The following is a 14,536-nucleotide window of genomic DNA, read 5'->3' as shown; positions in this document are numbered from 1 at the left end:
AATGAATTTTATGTAAATATTACGTTTGATGAAACAGAAATAGGTCGTGTACTAGATTTCAAGGAAACACCACAATCAGATGTAATTGCAGGAATTGATGTAAATCCGGACTGCATTGCAGTTAGTTTATGTACAAAACAAGGTAATTTTAAGGGTTCGAAGATTTTTTACTTACACAATCTTGATACATTTTCAACAAACAAACGCACAACAGTAATCGGACAAATCGTACAACAAATCAAAAAATGGTTAATAGAAAACAATGTAGGTGGTATTGTTTTAGAGGATTTGAAATTCCAACAGTCTCATGATACTGATAAATATAGCAATCGTAAATTTCATCAATTTACGTATAAAAAAATGTTGGATAGTTTAATTCGTATGGCTCTTCGTAACGGATTTTCTGTCAAAACAGTAAATCCTGCCTATACAAGTGTGATCGGAAAATTAAAATATAGTAAAAAGTTTGGTATTAGTGTTCACGAAACCGCTGCGTTCACAATCGCAAGACGTGGATTAGGTTTCCAAGAAAGATTACCTAAAGAAGTTGTTCTATTATTAAAAAACAAAATTACAATAAAACTCCGTATTCTTTTCGCTTCCATGGAAGAAAGCGAAAAGGATACGAATACGAAAAAAGTATATAAAAAATGGCTACAAACGATTAAAACATGGAAAGATCATCATAATTGGAAATTGTGGAGTATTCTTCACAAAACTGTTTATATGAACAATCAACAATTATTATTTAAAATTTAAATATAGAAGGGAGGTACTGGTTTATTTCTTATAACCTCTTGCATAGTGCTGACTTGGATGAATGGTAGTATGCAAGGACAGATCGTTCCTAACAGGAACCTGCCGTCATTCTTTCACAATAGGTGGATGAAAAGGTCACAAATCTTACGGACAGGAAAAAGGTGAGATTCCTTTTCGGTAGTTGGCATTTGACTTGGTTCGCCAACAATTTATAGATTTTTATAAGAATTTTAAACCAGGATGGATGATGTCAGCATATAACAAGTTAGTAAGAGATCGTGTTCCAGAGAAGATTTTAATGTCTGGAAAAACATATACAGCACAAAAATTAACAGGACAAGCATACATACAAGCTTTAGCGAAAATTGGAACAGAAGAAATTCGTGAATTTGCTTCTATGAAAGAGCGTGAACATGCGCTTGATTCTCTTGCGGATGCACTGGAAGTAATCATCTCATTAGCGCGTGCAGAAGGTGCAACAATTGAAGATGTAGAACGTCTTCGTAAGCAGAAAGAAATAGAGCGCGGTGGGTTTGAAAGAGGCATTTATTTATTAGATGTTTCAGAAGAATAGATTTGTAGGGCAAGCATAGCGTTACGCATTAACGCTATGCTTTTTTGTTGCAATTAAGCTAATCATGAAGAAGATAGCTGTTAATACCCAGCCAATTGTAATAGAAGTAGTAGTATGAACTGCATAAGAAACTTGTAAACAAAGTAATGATGCTAAAAACCAAATGAGTGCAATGTGTACATATTTTTTTAATATATTCATATTGTATAACTCCTTTTATATACTAAAGTGAATTTTACTATAATTTAGAAAATTAAACTATATGAGTAGAGGTTTTCTAGCAAATTTTGTATACTAAATAATAGAAGAAATGAGGAGGAAACGACAATGGCACATTATGCGAAAGAAACGATGGAACTGATTAAGGAGCTTGTCTCTATCCCAAGTCCGTCTGGAAATACAGAGAAAATTATTCGTTTTATTGAAAACTATGTAAGTGAGTGGAACGTAGAAACGAAGCGTAACAATAAAGGTGCTCTTATTTTAACGGTAAAAGGGAAAAATGATGCACAGCACCGCTTATTAACAGCACACGTTGATACGTTAGGTGCGATGGTGAAAGAAATTAAGCCTGACGGTCGTCTCAGTCTTTCTATGATTGGCGGATTTCGCTGGAACTCTGTAGAAGGAGAATATTGTGAAATTGAAACATCAAGCGGTAAGACGTATACAGGAACGATTTTAATGCATCAAACATCTGTGCATGTATATAAAGATGCAGGTGAAGCGAAACGTGATGAGAAAAATATCGAGGTTCGTATTGATGAGCGCGTATTTTCAGCTGATGAAGTACGTGAATTAGGAATTGAAGTAGGAGACTTCGTTTCATTTGATCCGCGCGTTCAAATTACAGAGAGTGGATACATAAAATCACGTCATTTAGATGACAAAGTAAGTGTTGCGATTCTATTAAAATTAATTAAGCGATTACAAGATGAAAACGTAACATTACCATATACAACTCATTTCTTAATTTCTAACAATGAAGAGATTGGATACGGTGGTAACTCTAACATTCCAGAAGAAACGGTTGAATATTTAGCGGTTGATATGGGAGCGCTAGGTGATGGACAAGCATCTGACGAGTATACAGTATCTATTTGTGCAAAAGACTCTAGTGGTCCGTATCATTATGCACTACGTAAACATTTAGTAGAGCTTGCGAAAACGAACAATATTGAATATAAAGTAGATATTTATCCGTACTATGGATCGGATGCATCAGCTGCAATTCGCGCTGGATTTGATGTGAAACATGCATTAATTGGAGCAGGTATTGATTCTTCTCATGCATTTGAGCGTACACATGAAAGTTCGATTGCTCATACAGAAGCACTTGTTTATGCATATGTATTATCAGAGATGATTGCAGAATAAGAAAAGAAATAGGCTACCTCTAGTAGCCTATTTTTTGTTTGCAGAGAAATCGACTTTATTTAACAAAGAGTAAATTAATTGTAATTTATTTTACAATATTAAGAAATTAGGTTTACTACATAATTCGAGTATTATAAAATAATAGAGGCGCACTAATTTTTTTTGTTCGAATTTGCAGGGATTTATATATTAAGATTACGCGTTATTAAAAGATGATTGTCGAGAGGAGTATTATTTTTTATGAAGTATCGTGCAGTCGCGGCAGGTATTTTAGCCGCAAGTTTATTATCGTCTCCAGTAAGTAGTTTCGCAGCAGCGAAGAAGTTTTCGGATGTTCCTTCATGGGCGCAACAATCAGTTGATTATTTAGTAGGAAAAAAGGCGCTTGATGGAAAGCCAGATGGAACGTTTTCTCCATCTGAAGCAGTAGATAGAGGATCAGCTGCAAAAATTTTAGCAGTCGTTCTTGGTTTACCAATTGATCCAAAAGCAAAGCCATCTTTTAAAGATGCACAAAACCATTGGGCAGCTCCGTACATTGCTGCAGTGGAAAAAGCAGGTGTAATTAGTGGAGATGGTACTGGTAAATTTAATCCATCAAGCAAAATTAACCGTGCATCTATGGCATCTATGTTAGTACAAGCATACTCATTAGATAAGAAAATTATTGGAGAACTTCCAACACAGTTTAAAGATTTGGAACCTCATTGGGGTAAGAAACAAGCTAATATTTTAGTAGCTTTAGAGATTTCTAAAGGTACGGGAAATGGCTGGGAGCCTGAAGGAACTGTAACTCGTGCAGAAGCAGCTCAGTTTATTGCGATGGCTGATCAAAATAAAACAGATACATCAAAAAGAATGTATATGAACAGAAACTTTATTACATATCATCAACCATCATTATCATCTGGTATTACTGATGTTCAGCATAAGCCACAAATGGTTGTAGTGAAAGAACAAAGAGCAGACGGCTGGTTAAAAATTGTAACAAGTAAAGGTGAGAAGTGGACACCTCTAACAGAAAAAACAGAAACGATTAATGAAGGATTTACTACTTATGAAACAGCTTCACATAGTTCTAAAGTGCTAGGTACATATAATGCACAAACAGTAACGGTTATGGAAGAGAGTGGAAGCTGGATTCGTATCCGCGTAGGCGCTGGTTTCCAATGGGTTGATAAAAATCAATTAAACCCAGTAAAACAAGAGAACTTCTTAGAAGGTAAAGCGATTATTATTGATCCAGGTCACGGTGGAATTGACTCGGGTAATGTTGGTTATTACGAGAAAGAAAGTCAAATCGTATTAGATACATCTTTACGATTACAAAAACTATTTGAGAAAAAGACACCATTTACTGTTAAGTTAACACGTACGAATGATACACGCCCAGGAGTAGATGCTAGTGATTCTTTAAGAAAAAGAGTAGAATTTGCTAATGAAAATAAGGGTGATATTTTCGTAAGTATTCACGGTAACGGTTCGGATGAAAAAAATGGACACGGTACAGAAACATTCTATTATGCAGCAGCACCGACAAGATCAACGAATCCACATACGGAAGACAGTCGCTTATTAGCAGAAAAAATTCAAAAACGCCTTGTAGCAGCACTTGGGACATATGACCGTGGTGTGAAAAAGGATAATTGGTACGTAATAAAATATAATACAATGCCAGCTGTATTAGCAGAATTAGCATTTGTAGATAATAAGAATGATGCAAATAAAATAGCTACACCAGCACAGAAACAAAGTGCAGCAGAAGCAATTTATCAAGGTATTTTAGACTATTACGAAGCAAAGGGTAATAACGTATCTTCTTTCCGTTAATACAATAAAAGAGATTGCCAATAGGCAGTCTCTTTTATTTATTAACGTTTCTCTTTATTTCAGGCATGTGATATCATTTAATTTTATATAAGAAAGTATTGTAATTATAACGATATAGAGGATGATCATAGATTGAATAATCATAGGAAAACACCTGCATGTATATATACGTATGCATTTCGTGAGGAGGAGCGTGCTTTATGTTACTTAGAAATGCGCTCGTTCTTTGGAATGGAGTCCCACGTTAATATTTTGAAAAGTGATGTCAAAATTGACCCGAGTAGAAGTCCTTTTATGAAAGAGCGCGTTGAGGTTATGTATGAAGGAGACGACTTAGAAAGTATTTTGGAACAAGTAGAACAAATTGATTTGGCGGGGGCGACGTTCAAAGTTATCTTCGTTAAAATTAATGACCTTGTTGGAGAGAATAAAATTGAATATGGAGAAAGACGTCTGATAGAGCGAGACCTCGGCATGCATATTGAAGGAGAAGCGGATGTTCGTAATCCAGAGCGTGTATTCGGGATTGTTCCTCTTGGAGGACGCTGGTATTTCGGGCACTATGTAGAAAGTGAACCAGTTTGGTATCACCACATAAAAAAACCACGTAGCTATTCGACATCTCTTAGCACACGCGTTGCAAGATCCGTTGCAAATATTGCGGTGCCAAATCCAGAGGGAGTAAGAGCGATTGATCCGTGCTGCGGCATTGGAACGGTTGTAGTAGAAGCTCTTTCGATGGGAATTAACATCGTTGGTAGAGATATAAGCCCGCTCGTTGCGATTGGAGCGAGAGAAAATATTGCACACTTCGGATTCGATGGGACGATAACGAAAGGCCCGATCGAGGAGATTACGGATAATTACGACGTCGCAATTATCGACATGCCATATGACTTATTTACGCACGCAACACCAGAAAATCAGCTCTCCATTCTTTCAAGCGCGCGCCGCATTGCTAAAAAGGTAGTCGTTGTTACAATGGAAACAATGGACGATATGATTCATGAAGCAGGATTTGAAATTACAGATCGCTGCACTACAAAAAAAGGAACATTTTCTAGACAAATTCTTGTTTGTGAATAAGGAAGAAAGGTCACCCGTTTGGGTGACCTTTTTTTGCTTTGTATGAATGTGTGATTGGTTGGTGGAATGGAGGAGGGATTTGGCGAAATTTGTCGGTAAGTCGATATTCCATGTCGAATCGCCGATATATTTAAAAAATCGCCGATATATTGTGTGAAATCGCTGATATATTCCGAGAATCGTCGATATCGTTACATTAGTATATTACTGTTCTTTTAATTTCTCTTGTTGTGCAAGTAGTAAATTGCGCAAGATGTGTCCGCGGTAACTTTCTAGTTTGCGTCCTTCATGATAACGCACGCCTAATTTTTTTAGTTCAGCTACGTACCAGCCTTTTGTTCCGTAATACATTGGATCACTTCCTTTTTGCTTTTGAACAGTATATGTTGGGGGTGGAAGTAACTTTCCAGTGAAAATAATAAGCCTGGCTGTATCAAGTGGTTCCATAAAATAGCTTCTGGATCGTGTATAAAAAAATAGACAGTAGTGTATGCTTTTTTAAACAATGTATACAAATTTATACCCTATGCGTTGGCATGATACTTGCAATAAAAATAGTATCAACATATAGGGGAGAGATAGAAATGAAGGTTAGTAAAGTGTATACAACAATTGATGCACACGTAGCTGGGGAACCACTTCGAATTATTACAGGAGGTGTGCCAGAAATAAAGGGAGAAACGCAGCTAGAAAGACGGGCATACTGCATGGAACATTTGGATCATCTTCGCGAGGTTCTTATGTATGAACCGAGAGGACATCACGGTATGTACGGTTGTATCATTACTCCGCCTGCGAGTGCTCACGCTGATTTTGGTGTGTTATTTATGCACAATGAAGGATGGAGTACGATGTGTGGACACGGCATTATCGCTGTTATTACAGTCGGAATTGAGACAGGTATGTTTGAAGTGACAGGTGAGAAACAAAAGTTCATTATTGATAGCCCTGCTGGGGAAGTCATTGCGTACGCAACATATAGGGGGAGTGAAGTAGATTCCGTATCATTTGAAAATGTTCCTTCATTTGTATACAAAAAAGACGTTCCTATTAAAATAGATAACTATGAGTTTCAAGTAGATATCGCATTTGGCGGAGCTTTTTACGCTGTTGTGGATAGTAAAGAATTGGGTTTGAAAGTTGATTTTAAAGACTTAGCTGCTATTCAAACGTGGGGCGGTAAAATTAAGCGCTACATTGAGAGTCAGATGGAAGTGAAGCACCCGCTTGAAGAAGGGTTAAAAGGAATATACGGCGTTATTTTTTCAGATGAGCCGAAAGGGGAAGGCGCAACATTGCGAAATGTAACGATCTTCGCTGACGGGCAAGTAGATCGTTCTCCTTGCGGCACAGGAACTTCTGCAAGAATCGCAACCCTTTTTGAAAAAGGTATTTTACAAAAGGGAGAAATATTCATCCACGAATGCATTACTGACGGGAAATTTGAGGGGGAAGTATTGTCGGTAACAGCGGTACATACATATGAAGCTGCCGTTCCGAAAGTAACAGGGAATGCATTTATTACAGGTTTTCATCAGTTCGTTGTAGACCCGAGAGATGATTTGAATCGGGGATTTTTGTTAGGATAAGAGGAGGAGGTGGAAAGATATGCTAGTCCTAAGCGCGAACGAACAACGAAACTTAGTAAATATGAATGAAGTCATTGAATATGCGGCGCTTGCCTTAAAAGAGTTTTCCGCAGAAAGAACAATCACGCCAATACGTACTTCATTACCATTTGCGAATGAGAAAAATACTGCATTAATTATGCCCTCAGTAGCGGAAGGACTTGAGGCACTTGGCTTAAAGGTAGTAACAGTAGTGCCCGAGAACAAAAAGATAGGAAAGAAAACGATAAACGGGATTGTGATGCTATCCGACTTTCAAACGGGAGAACCGCTCGCACTTTTAGAAGGCTCGTACTTAACGATGATTCGAACAGGCGCCTTATCAGGAGTAGCGACAAAACATTTAGCTCGTCATACCGCAAAAACGTTATGTATTATCGGGACAGGAGAACAGGCGAAGGGAATTGCGGAAGCTGTATTTGCAGTTAGACATATTGAAAGAGTCATGTTATACAACCGAACAGAAGAAAAAGCATATGCATTCTCGCAATATATACAAAAGAGATTCAATACACCTACTTATGTTCACAAAAACGCAAATGAAGCAATAAGCGAAGCAGACATCATCGTCACAACTACGAACGCATCCACACCAGTCTTCTCAAAAAAACTACAAAAAGGCGTCCACGTAAACGCCGTCGGTTCATTCAGGCCAAGTATGCAAGAACTACCATCCCACGCTATTGGTAATGCAAACAAATTAGTAGTCGAATCAAAAGAAGCAGCACTAGAAGAAACAGGGGACCTTCAAGTTCCGATAAAAGAAGGTCTATTCGAAGCTAGCAACCTCCACGCCGAACTCGGTCAAATTATAAGCGGAGAAAAAGCCGGCCGCGAAAACGATGAAGAGATTACTGTTTTTAAATCGGTTGGTTTGGCGGTAGTGGATATAATTGTTGCGAAGTATTTGTATGAGAGAGCGGTGGAGCGCGGAGTTGGGGAGAGGATTGAGTTTTGAGAGGGGCTGCCTTTTGGTGGTCTTTTTTTGTTTGGGTTGAGGGGTAATAAATAAGGGGAGAGGAATTCCCCCCTTATTTATTATGCATGCAATGTGAATTCATATTTCTTATTTATTTTGTTTGCAATGGTTTCTAAAAAATCTTGTACGGTCATTTTCTCTATTTCTCTCGTATACCATGCTAGTTTTGCGCCCTTATCGTGCCCATCGTATCCTACTTCTAAGGGCATAAAGGCTTTATTACAATATGTATAATCGAATTTAATATAAAGTTCTTTTCCTTCAGGACATGCTAGTTTTACTGCATATATAGGGTTTTTATTTTCTGTGTTTAGTTTGATTTTTAATATTTTTGATTGCATGCATTATCACCCCCCGTTTTATTTTTACTTAATATAATGATATTATAATTTATTTTTGATAGATATGTAAAAACTTCCTAGTTTTACGAAAAAGTTTGACTTTATATAGAGGTAGTGGTAATTTAAAACTTATAAGAAAACTCGGGATTAATTCCGAGTTTTCTTATGGGTATAACTAGTTTGAGGGGGCCGAAAGATGAAACGGAAATTATTTGCATTACCATTTGTCCTAATACTACTTATTGCATTAGCGGCTTGTTCTGGAGGAAAAGATTCTTCGAAGCAAGCGGGCACTAGTAAATCAGGGACTCCGAAAGACGGGGGGACGTTAACGATTGGCGTTAGCGATAACCCAGAGACGATGAATCCGCTTTATGCGAATGATCGTGTGTCGTTAACGGTGCAGCAAGCTTTATATGCACCGCTGTATCATATGGAAGACGGTAAGAAGAAGTTTGTTCTTGCTGAAAGCTTTACGCCTTCAGAGGATCAATTAACGTGGACATTGAAGTTAAAAGATAATTTGAAATGGCATGATGGTAAGAAAATTACATCAGACGACATAGCATTTACATTCCAATCTATTTTAGATGAGAAGCAAAATAGCTCAAGTCGTGAAAACTTTGTTTTTAAAGGAAAACCGCTTGAGGTGAAAAAGGTAGATGAGTTAACAACTCAATTCGTTTTACCACAAGTAAGTGCATCTTTCGAAGGTGTGATGAATGATTTCTTCCCAATTCCGAAACATGTATTTGAAGGGGAAGCAGATTTAGCGAAGAGTAAGAAAAACTTACAACCTGTCGGATCAGGTCCGTTTAAGTTTAAAGAGTATAAATCAGATGAGTACGTTGCATTAGATCGATTTGATGATTATGTAGGTGGTAAAGCTAAATTAGATTCTATCGTATACCGCGTTGTAAAAGATCGTAATACAGCAAATGTTTCACTACAAAATGGTCAAATCAACATGAAGATGATTGAGCCACAAGACTTTAAGAAATTAGATAGCACTGGGAACTTCTCAATGGTGACATTCCCAGAAGGTAGATTATTCTACTTATCTTATAACATGAATACAGATCTGATGAAGAAAAAAGAAGTGCGCCAAGCAATTGCGCATGCATTAGATAAGAAAGAAATGATTAACTCAGCATTCGTTTCTAGTCAATTTGCAGAACCGGCAAATTCAATTTTAACGCCAGATGCTATGTATTATGCAAAAGACATTAAAGATTATAAGTATGATAAAAAAGAAGCGAAAGATTTATTAGCGAAAGCTGGTGTGAAAGATAAAGAAAAAGTACGCGTTATGTATGTAACGAATAATAAAATTATGGAAAGCTTAGCGCTTTATACACAACAAAAGTTAAAAGAAGTTGGCTTAGAAGTTGAACTGAATGCATTAGATGCTAGTGCAGCAAGTGACAAAAGCTTAGATAAAGAGAATAAAGAATTCGATATTACATTCGGTGGTTACATAATGGGACCTGAGCCAGATTCATATAAGAGCTTATTCTTAAGTAATGCTGAATACAACTATGCACGTTATAAAAACGCTGATTTCGATAAGTTATGGGAAGAAGCTGCAGTTGAAACAGATAAAACAAAACGCGCAGAACTATATCATAAAATTCAAGAAACAGCTAGAGAAGATTTACCTTATCTACCAATTGCGTATCCGAAAGCAGTTATTGCAGTAGATAAAAAGTTTGATGGATTGAAAGAAGCAAAAGCAATTCCTGTCACAATGTTTGAAGATGTATCTAAGATTTATGAAGTGAAATAAGAAACAAACAGTAAAGAAGCTGGTGGAAATCAGCTTCTTTAGCTTGAGGGGGGAAGTTTGTGTATAAAGTAATTGCGAAGAGGCTTTTAAATGCAATTCCGCTTTTATTTGTTATTTCTATTATTTCTTTTCTATTAATAAAACTAGCGCCAGGTGATCCTGTTCGAAACTTTGTCACACCGAATATGAGTCCGATTGATGTTGAGCGTATTCGCAAAAGTTTAGGGCTCGATCAACCAATTTATATGCAGTATATTTTATGGCTGAAAAATATTGTAACAGGGAACTTTGGTTACTCACTGCAAAATCACCGTCCTGTTTTAGATCTTATTGTAGAAAGGTTACCTGCGACAATCGGCTTAATGGGATCGTCTTTACTCGTCTCATTTGTAATTGCAATCCCGCTTGGACTACTTACAGGTGTGAAAAAGAATTCTATCTTTGATCGCATTGTAAACTTTATTTCTTATGTGGGAATCTCAATGCCAGTCTTTTGGTTCGCGTTACTATTAATCTACTTGTTCTCTTTAAAGTTGAATCTTCTTCCGAGTATGGGTATGCGTACGGTCGGCCAAGATTCCTTCTTGGATATTGTACAGCACGGTATTTTACCTTGTATGGTGCTTGCGTTCCAAAACGTTTCTGTTTATATGAGATATATTCGTTCCAGTACAATTCAACAATTAGAAGAAGACTATGTACAAATTCAATATGCGTACGGTGCTTCGAAGAAAACAGTTTTATTTAACCACGTACTTCGAAATGTATTAATACCGATTATTACAATTTTCGGATTATCTATTCCAAGTTTAGTGGGCGGAGCGTTTATTACGGAAACAGTATTTTCATGGCCAGGTCTTGGTTCACTTGGGGTAAATGCTATTTTTAGATTTGATTATCCAATTATTATGGCAATTACATTACTATCATCCTTCATGTTAATTCTCGGTAACTTAATTGCTGATATTTTATATGGCGTAGTAGATCCGCGCATTCGAATGAGGGGGTGATTTGGAATGAATAATAGGAGATTTCAAACGATAAAAAGTAGTTTTACGAAAAATAAGTTTGTACTAATGGGAGTTATTATACTGGCGGTTTTAACGGTCGCATCGATTTTCGCATTCGTATCACCTTACGATCCTAGTAAAATGTCAATTCCAGATCGCTTACAAGAACCAAGTGTGAGTCATCCTTTCGGAACGGATGATTACGGAAGAGATTATTTAACGAGGGCGTTATATGGTGGACGCGTTTCACTTGCGGTCGGTTTCCTTGCGATGGTTGTATCTGTTACAATCGGTACCGCAGTTGGGACGATTAGCGGATATTTTGGCGGAAAGTTAGACAACTTCTTAATGCGAGTTGTTGAAGTGCTCATGTCAATTCCATCATTCTTCTTAATGCTGTTATTAAATGCTTATTTAAAACCAGGAATTACAACGTTAGTTCTTATTATCGGATTACTAACATGGATGGACACCGCTCGTATCGTAAGAGCAGAGACTTTATCTGTAAAAGAGCGTGAGTACGTTTTATATGCAAAAGTGTCAGGACAAAAATCACTCACGATTATTGTAAGACATATCATTCCTAACATTTTATCAACCATTATTATCGCCGCGACATTAACGATTGCGACATCAATTTTAATGGAATCATCACTTAGCTTCTTAGGTTTAGGTATTAGAGAACCAGATTCTTCTTGGGGCAGTATGCTAAACAATGCGCAAGGATATATCGGTGAAGCTTGGTATTTAACACTCTTCCCAGGATTCCTTATTCTTTTAACAGTCCTAAGTTTTAACGTAATTGGTGAAGCGTTGAAGAAAGCTTTCGCACCAAAAGGGGCTGGAAATGAAAACTAAAGTGTTACGTGAAAGGAGTGAGAAGCGTGTCTGAAAAACTACTAGAAGTGAAAAATTTAAAGACTTCTTTTTTCATAGAAAGTGGAGAAGTGGAAGCTGTTCGTGGTGTTACATTTCGTTTAAATAAAGGAGAAGTAGTTGGTATCGTTGGGGAGTCTGGAAGCGGAAAGAGTGTAATGGCGAAGTCCGTTATGTCCCTCGTTGCATCACCAGGGAAAGTGAAAGAAGGGGAGATTCTTTTTCATAATGAAAACATCCTTTCTAAATCTGAAAAAGAATTACGTTCTATTAGAGGAAATCAAATTTCACTTATCTCGCAAGATCCAATGTCTGCGCTAAATCCAGTTGTGAAAATTGGGAAGCAAATGACGGAAGTAATTATACGGCATCAAAAAGTAAAAAAGAAAGAAGCAGAGCAGATCGCGGTTAATTTGTTAAAACAAGTCGGTCTTTCATCGCCAGAAGAAAGGGTAAAGCAATATCCGCATGAACTAAGCGGTGGTATGAAGCAGCGGGTTATGATTGCGATGGCAATGTCTTGTAACCCTGATCTTCTCATTGCGGACGAACCGACGACAGCGCTTGATGTAACGATACAAGCACAAATACTAGATTTAATGAAAAACTTAAAAAATGAAACGAATATGGCGTTACTTCTTATTACGCATGACTTAGGAATAGTCGCGCAAAACTGTACACGCGTTATCGTTATGTATGGCGGTCTTATTATGGAAGAGGGACCTGTACTTGATATTTTCCAATCGCCGAATCATCCATATACGAAGGGGCTATTAAACTCTTTACCGAAAATATCGAACGGTGTAAAAGAAAGGCTCGCACCAATTAAAGGTGTAACGCCAAACTTATTACACCCGCCACAAGGTTGCCCATTCGCAGAGCGTTGCCCGCATGCGATGGACATTTGTGAAAAAGAACGTCCACCGTATTTTGAAATCGGAGACGGAAGGCGTTCCATGTGCTGGTTAAACGATAAGACAGTAGGTGATTCCCATGCATGAAGAAAATTTAATTGAAGTTCGGAACTTAAAAAAGTATTTTCCTATTAAAAAAGGACTATTCGGCAGAAAAACAGAGCAATTAAAAGCAGTCGATGACTTAAGTTTCACAATTAAAAAAGGTGAAACATTCGGATTAGTAGGAGAATCTGGCTGCGGAAAATCAACGACAGGAAGAAGCATCATTCGCTTACATGATGTTACTTCAGGTAACGTGTTATTCGACGGAAAAGACATCGCAAGCTTAAAGGAAAGTGAACTAAAAGAATATCGAAAACGAATGCAAATCATTTTCCAAGATCCATACGCATCATTAAATCCGTCGATGAACGTATTCCAAATTATTAGTGAGCCAATGAACATTCATGGATCTTATGAAAAAGAAGAACAGAAAGAAATCATATTAGACCTGCTCAAAAAGGTAGGCCTAAAAGAAGAACATCTATATCGCTATCCGCACGAATTTAGCGGAGGCCAGCGCCAGCGCATCAGCATCGCGCGCGCACTATCTGTAAAACCAGATTTCATCCTATGTGACGAACCGATCTCAGCACTCGATGTCTCAGTCCAAGCGCAAGTCGTAAACATGCTGCAAGACATACAAGAAGAAACAGGCGTCACATACTTATTCATCGCACATGACCTATCTATGGTAAGACACATATCAGACAGAATCGGAGTCATGTACTTAGGAAACATAGTAGAAATTGCCGATAGCGAAGACCTATACACAAAACCGGCACATCCATATACACAAGCACTACTCTCATCCATGCCAGAACCAGATCCAACAAAAACAGGGAAAGATCGGATCATTCTAGAGGGAGAAGTACCAAGTCCACTAAACTCACCATCCGGCTGCAAATTCAGAACACGCTGCAAATTCGCCACTGAAAAATGCGCGCAGGAAGTACCAAAGATGGTGGAGATTGCGAAGGGGCATGAGGTGGCTTGTCATTTGTTTTAGGGGGAGAGCACTAGGGGGGACCTAGTGCTTTTTTCTTTTGTGTGGGAGTGTATATTGATAATAAAGTCATTTAAAAACAAAAGTAAATCTCTTATTGTTATTTTGTTAATTTTTACCTTGCGAAAAATAAAGTTAAAAGTGATGTAAAATGAATTCGTAGTTTTGAATAAATAGGAGGGAAGTTCTAATAAACAAAAAAGAAATTGAAGACTTATTTGAAGGCGTACCACCAACATTTCGGGAATTTTGTACGGTAAGCAGTCAAAACTATAAAATTTGATTGTAATGTGTTCGCTTAAGCTATTAACAAAAAGATATTAATCAC

General features: G+C 37.5%; 15 protein-coding genes. 12 read left to right on the top strand and 3 right to left on the bottom strand.

Annotation, left to right across the window (positions count from 1 at the left end; translation table 11 throughout):
* Positions 1 to 759, top strand: a 759-nt coding sequence (locus PDQ40_RS23635) for an IS200/IS605 family accessory protein TnpB-related protein (protein ID WP_270691685.1), incomplete at its 5' end; no start/stop codon positions are given.
* Positions 760 to 1,006: 247 nt separating this feature from the next.
* Complete coding sequence (locus PDQ40_RS23630; protein WP_001277353.1) at positions 1,007 to 1,333, top strand: nucleoside triphosphate pyrophosphohydrolase; 327 nt, start codon at positions 1,007 to 1,009, stop codon at positions 1,331 to 1,333.
* Positions 1,334 to 1,354: 21 nt separating this feature from the next.
* Here the strand turns inward: PDQ40_RS23630 and PDQ40_RS23625 are convergent, their stop codons facing one another.
* Complete coding sequence (locus PDQ40_RS23625; RefSeq protein WP_001023486.1) at positions 1,355 to 1,534, bottom strand: hypothetical protein; 180 nt, start codon at positions 1,532 to 1,534, stop codon at positions 1,355 to 1,357.
* A 126-nt stretch (positions 1,535 to 1,660) separates the two neighbouring features.
* On the opposite strand from PDQ40_RS23625, the gene PDQ40_RS23620 reads away from it, so the two are divergent.
* From PDQ40_RS23620 to PDQ40_RS23610, 3 genes are all read left to right on the top strand, one after another.
* A complete protein-coding gene (locus PDQ40_RS23620) occupies positions 1,661 to 2,710 on the top strand; it encodes a M42 family metallopeptidase (protein WP_000951655.1) in 1,050 nt (349 codons plus the stop codon).
* Between the two features lie 240 nt (positions 2,711 to 2,950).
* Entirely contained in the window at positions 2,951 to 4,540 is a 1,590-nt protein-coding gene (locus PDQ40_RS23615; RefSeq protein ID WP_000877253.1) for an N-acetylmuramoyl-L-alanine amidase, read from the top strand.
* A 132-nt stretch (positions 4,541 to 4,672) separates the two neighbouring features.
* On the top strand, positions 4,673 to 5,626 hold the full coding sequence (locus tag PDQ40_RS23610; RefSeq protein WP_001059296.1) for a TRM11 family SAM-dependent methyltransferase: 954 nt from the start codon (positions 4,673 to 4,675) through the stop codon (positions 5,624 to 5,626).
* Between the two features lie 204 nt (positions 5,627 to 5,830).
* Here the strand turns inward: PDQ40_RS23610 and PDQ40_RS23605 are convergent, their stop codons facing one another.
* The gene (locus PDQ40_RS23605; RefSeq protein ID WP_000433496.1) at positions 5,831 to 6,073 is read right to left on the bottom strand and encodes a YflJ family protein; all 243 of its coding nucleotides are present in this window, start codon (positions 6,071 to 6,073) and stop codon (positions 5,831 to 5,833) included.
* A gap of 89 nt (positions 6,074 to 6,162) precedes the next feature.
* Between PDQ40_RS23605 and PDQ40_RS23600 the strand changes: the two genes are divergently transcribed.
* Both PDQ40_RS23600 and PDQ40_RS23595 read left to right on the top strand, forming a co-directional pair.
* On the top strand, positions 6,163 to 7,215 hold the full coding sequence (locus PDQ40_RS23600; protein WP_333563973.1) for a proline racemase family protein: 1,053 nt from the start codon (positions 6,163 to 6,165) through the stop codon (positions 7,213 to 7,215).
* Between the two features lie 19 nt (positions 7,216 to 7,234).
* A complete protein-coding gene (locus tag PDQ40_RS23595) occupies positions 7,235 to 8,212 on the top strand; it encodes an ornithine cyclodeaminase family protein (RefSeq protein ID WP_270691684.1) in 978 nt (325 codons plus the stop codon).
* Positions 8,213 to 8,292: 80 nt separating this feature from the next.
* On the opposite strand, the gene PDQ40_RS23590 is transcribed toward PDQ40_RS23595, so the two are convergent.
* Positions 8,293 to 8,574, bottom strand: a complete 282-nt coding sequence (locus tag PDQ40_RS23590; RefSeq protein ID WP_001190848.1) for a hypothetical protein — start codon at positions 8,572 to 8,574, stop codon at positions 8,293 to 8,295.
* 196 nt (positions 8,575 to 8,770) lie between these two features.
* On the opposite strand from PDQ40_RS23590, the gene PDQ40_RS23585 reads away from it, so the two are divergent.
* The 5 genes from PDQ40_RS23585 to PDQ40_RS23565 are packed head-to-tail and all read left to right on the top strand — an operon-like array spanning position 8,771 to position 14,211.
* Complete coding sequence (locus PDQ40_RS23585) at positions 8,771 to 10,360, top strand: ABC transporter substrate-binding protein (RefSeq protein WP_193635048.1); 1,590 nt, start codon at positions 8,771 to 8,773, stop codon at positions 10,358 to 10,360.
* 59 nt (positions 10,361 to 10,419) lie between these two features.
* Positions 10,420 to 11,370, top strand: a complete 951-nt coding sequence (locus tag PDQ40_RS23580) for an ABC transporter permease (RefSeq protein WP_000278767.1) — start codon at positions 10,420 to 10,422, stop codon at positions 11,368 to 11,370.
* A gap of 6 nt (positions 11,371 to 11,376) precedes the next feature.
* Positions 11,377 to 12,228 (top strand): ABC transporter permease, encoded by an 852-nt coding sequence (locus tag PDQ40_RS23575; RefSeq protein WP_001065312.1) that lies wholly within the window; start codon positions 11,377 to 11,379, stop codon positions 12,226 to 12,228.
* A 26-nt stretch (positions 12,229 to 12,254) separates the two neighbouring features.
* On the top strand, positions 12,255 to 13,247 hold the full coding sequence (locus PDQ40_RS23570) for an ABC transporter ATP-binding protein (protein WP_270691683.1): 993 nt from the start codon (positions 12,255 to 12,257) through the stop codon (positions 13,245 to 13,247).
* On the top strand, positions 13,240 to 14,211 hold the full coding sequence (locus PDQ40_RS23565) for an ABC transporter ATP-binding protein (protein ID WP_000544145.1): 972 nt from the start codon (positions 13,240 to 13,242) through the stop codon (positions 14,209 to 14,211). The genes PDQ40_RS23570 and PDQ40_RS23565 overlap by 8 nt, the downstream gene beginning before the upstream one ends.
* Positions 14,212 to 14,536 lie beyond the last annotated feature (325 nt).

Source organism: Bacillus cereus group sp. Bc061 (genome assembly GCF_027715825.1).
Taxonomy (GTDB): Bacteria; Bacillota; Bacilli; order Bacillales; family Bacillaceae_G; genus Bacillus_A; species Bacillus_A paranthracis.
This window is presented reverse-complemented; position numbering and strand designations above follow the sequence as displayed.

Coding starts and splice junctions, on each gene's coding strand:
- PDQ40_RS23630 (WP_001277353.1), top strand. CDS start 1,007: ATGTCAGCATATAACAAGTTAGTAAGAGATCGTGTTCCAGAGAAGATT.
- PDQ40_RS23625 (WP_001023486.1), bottom strand. CDS start 1,534: ATGAATATATTAAAAAAATATGTACACATTGCACTCATTTGGTTTTTA.
- PDQ40_RS23620 (WP_000951655.1), top strand. CDS start 1,661: ATGGCACATTATGCGAAAGAAACGATGGAACTGATTAAGGAGCTTGTC.
- PDQ40_RS23615 (WP_000877253.1), top strand. CDS start 2,951: ATGAAGTATCGTGCAGTCGCGGCAGGTATTTTAGCCGCAAGTTTATTA.
- PDQ40_RS23605 (WP_000433496.1), bottom strand. CDS start 6,073: ATGGAACCACTTGATACAGCCAGGCTTATTATTTTCACTGGAAAGTTA.
- PDQ40_RS23600 (WP_333563973.1), top strand. CDS start 6,163: ATGATACTTGCAATAAAAATAGTATCAACATATAGGGGAGAGATAGAA.
- PDQ40_RS23595 (WP_270691684.1), top strand. CDS start 7,235: ATGCTAGTCCTAAGCGCGAACGAACAACGAAACTTAGTAAATATGAAT.
- PDQ40_RS23590 (WP_001190848.1), bottom strand. CDS start 8,574: ATGCAATCAAAAATATTAAAAATCAAACTAAACACAGAAAATAAAAAC.
- PDQ40_RS23585 (WP_193635048.1), top strand. CDS start 8,771: ATGAAACGGAAATTATTTGCATTACCATTTGTCCTAATACTACTTATT.
- PDQ40_RS23575 (WP_001065312.1), top strand. CDS start 11,377: ATGAATAATAGGAGATTTCAAACGATAAAAAGTAGTTTTACGAAAAAT.
- PDQ40_RS23565 (WP_000544145.1), top strand. CDS start 13,240: ATGCATGAAGAAAATTTAATTGAAGTTCGGAACTTAAAAAAGTATTTT.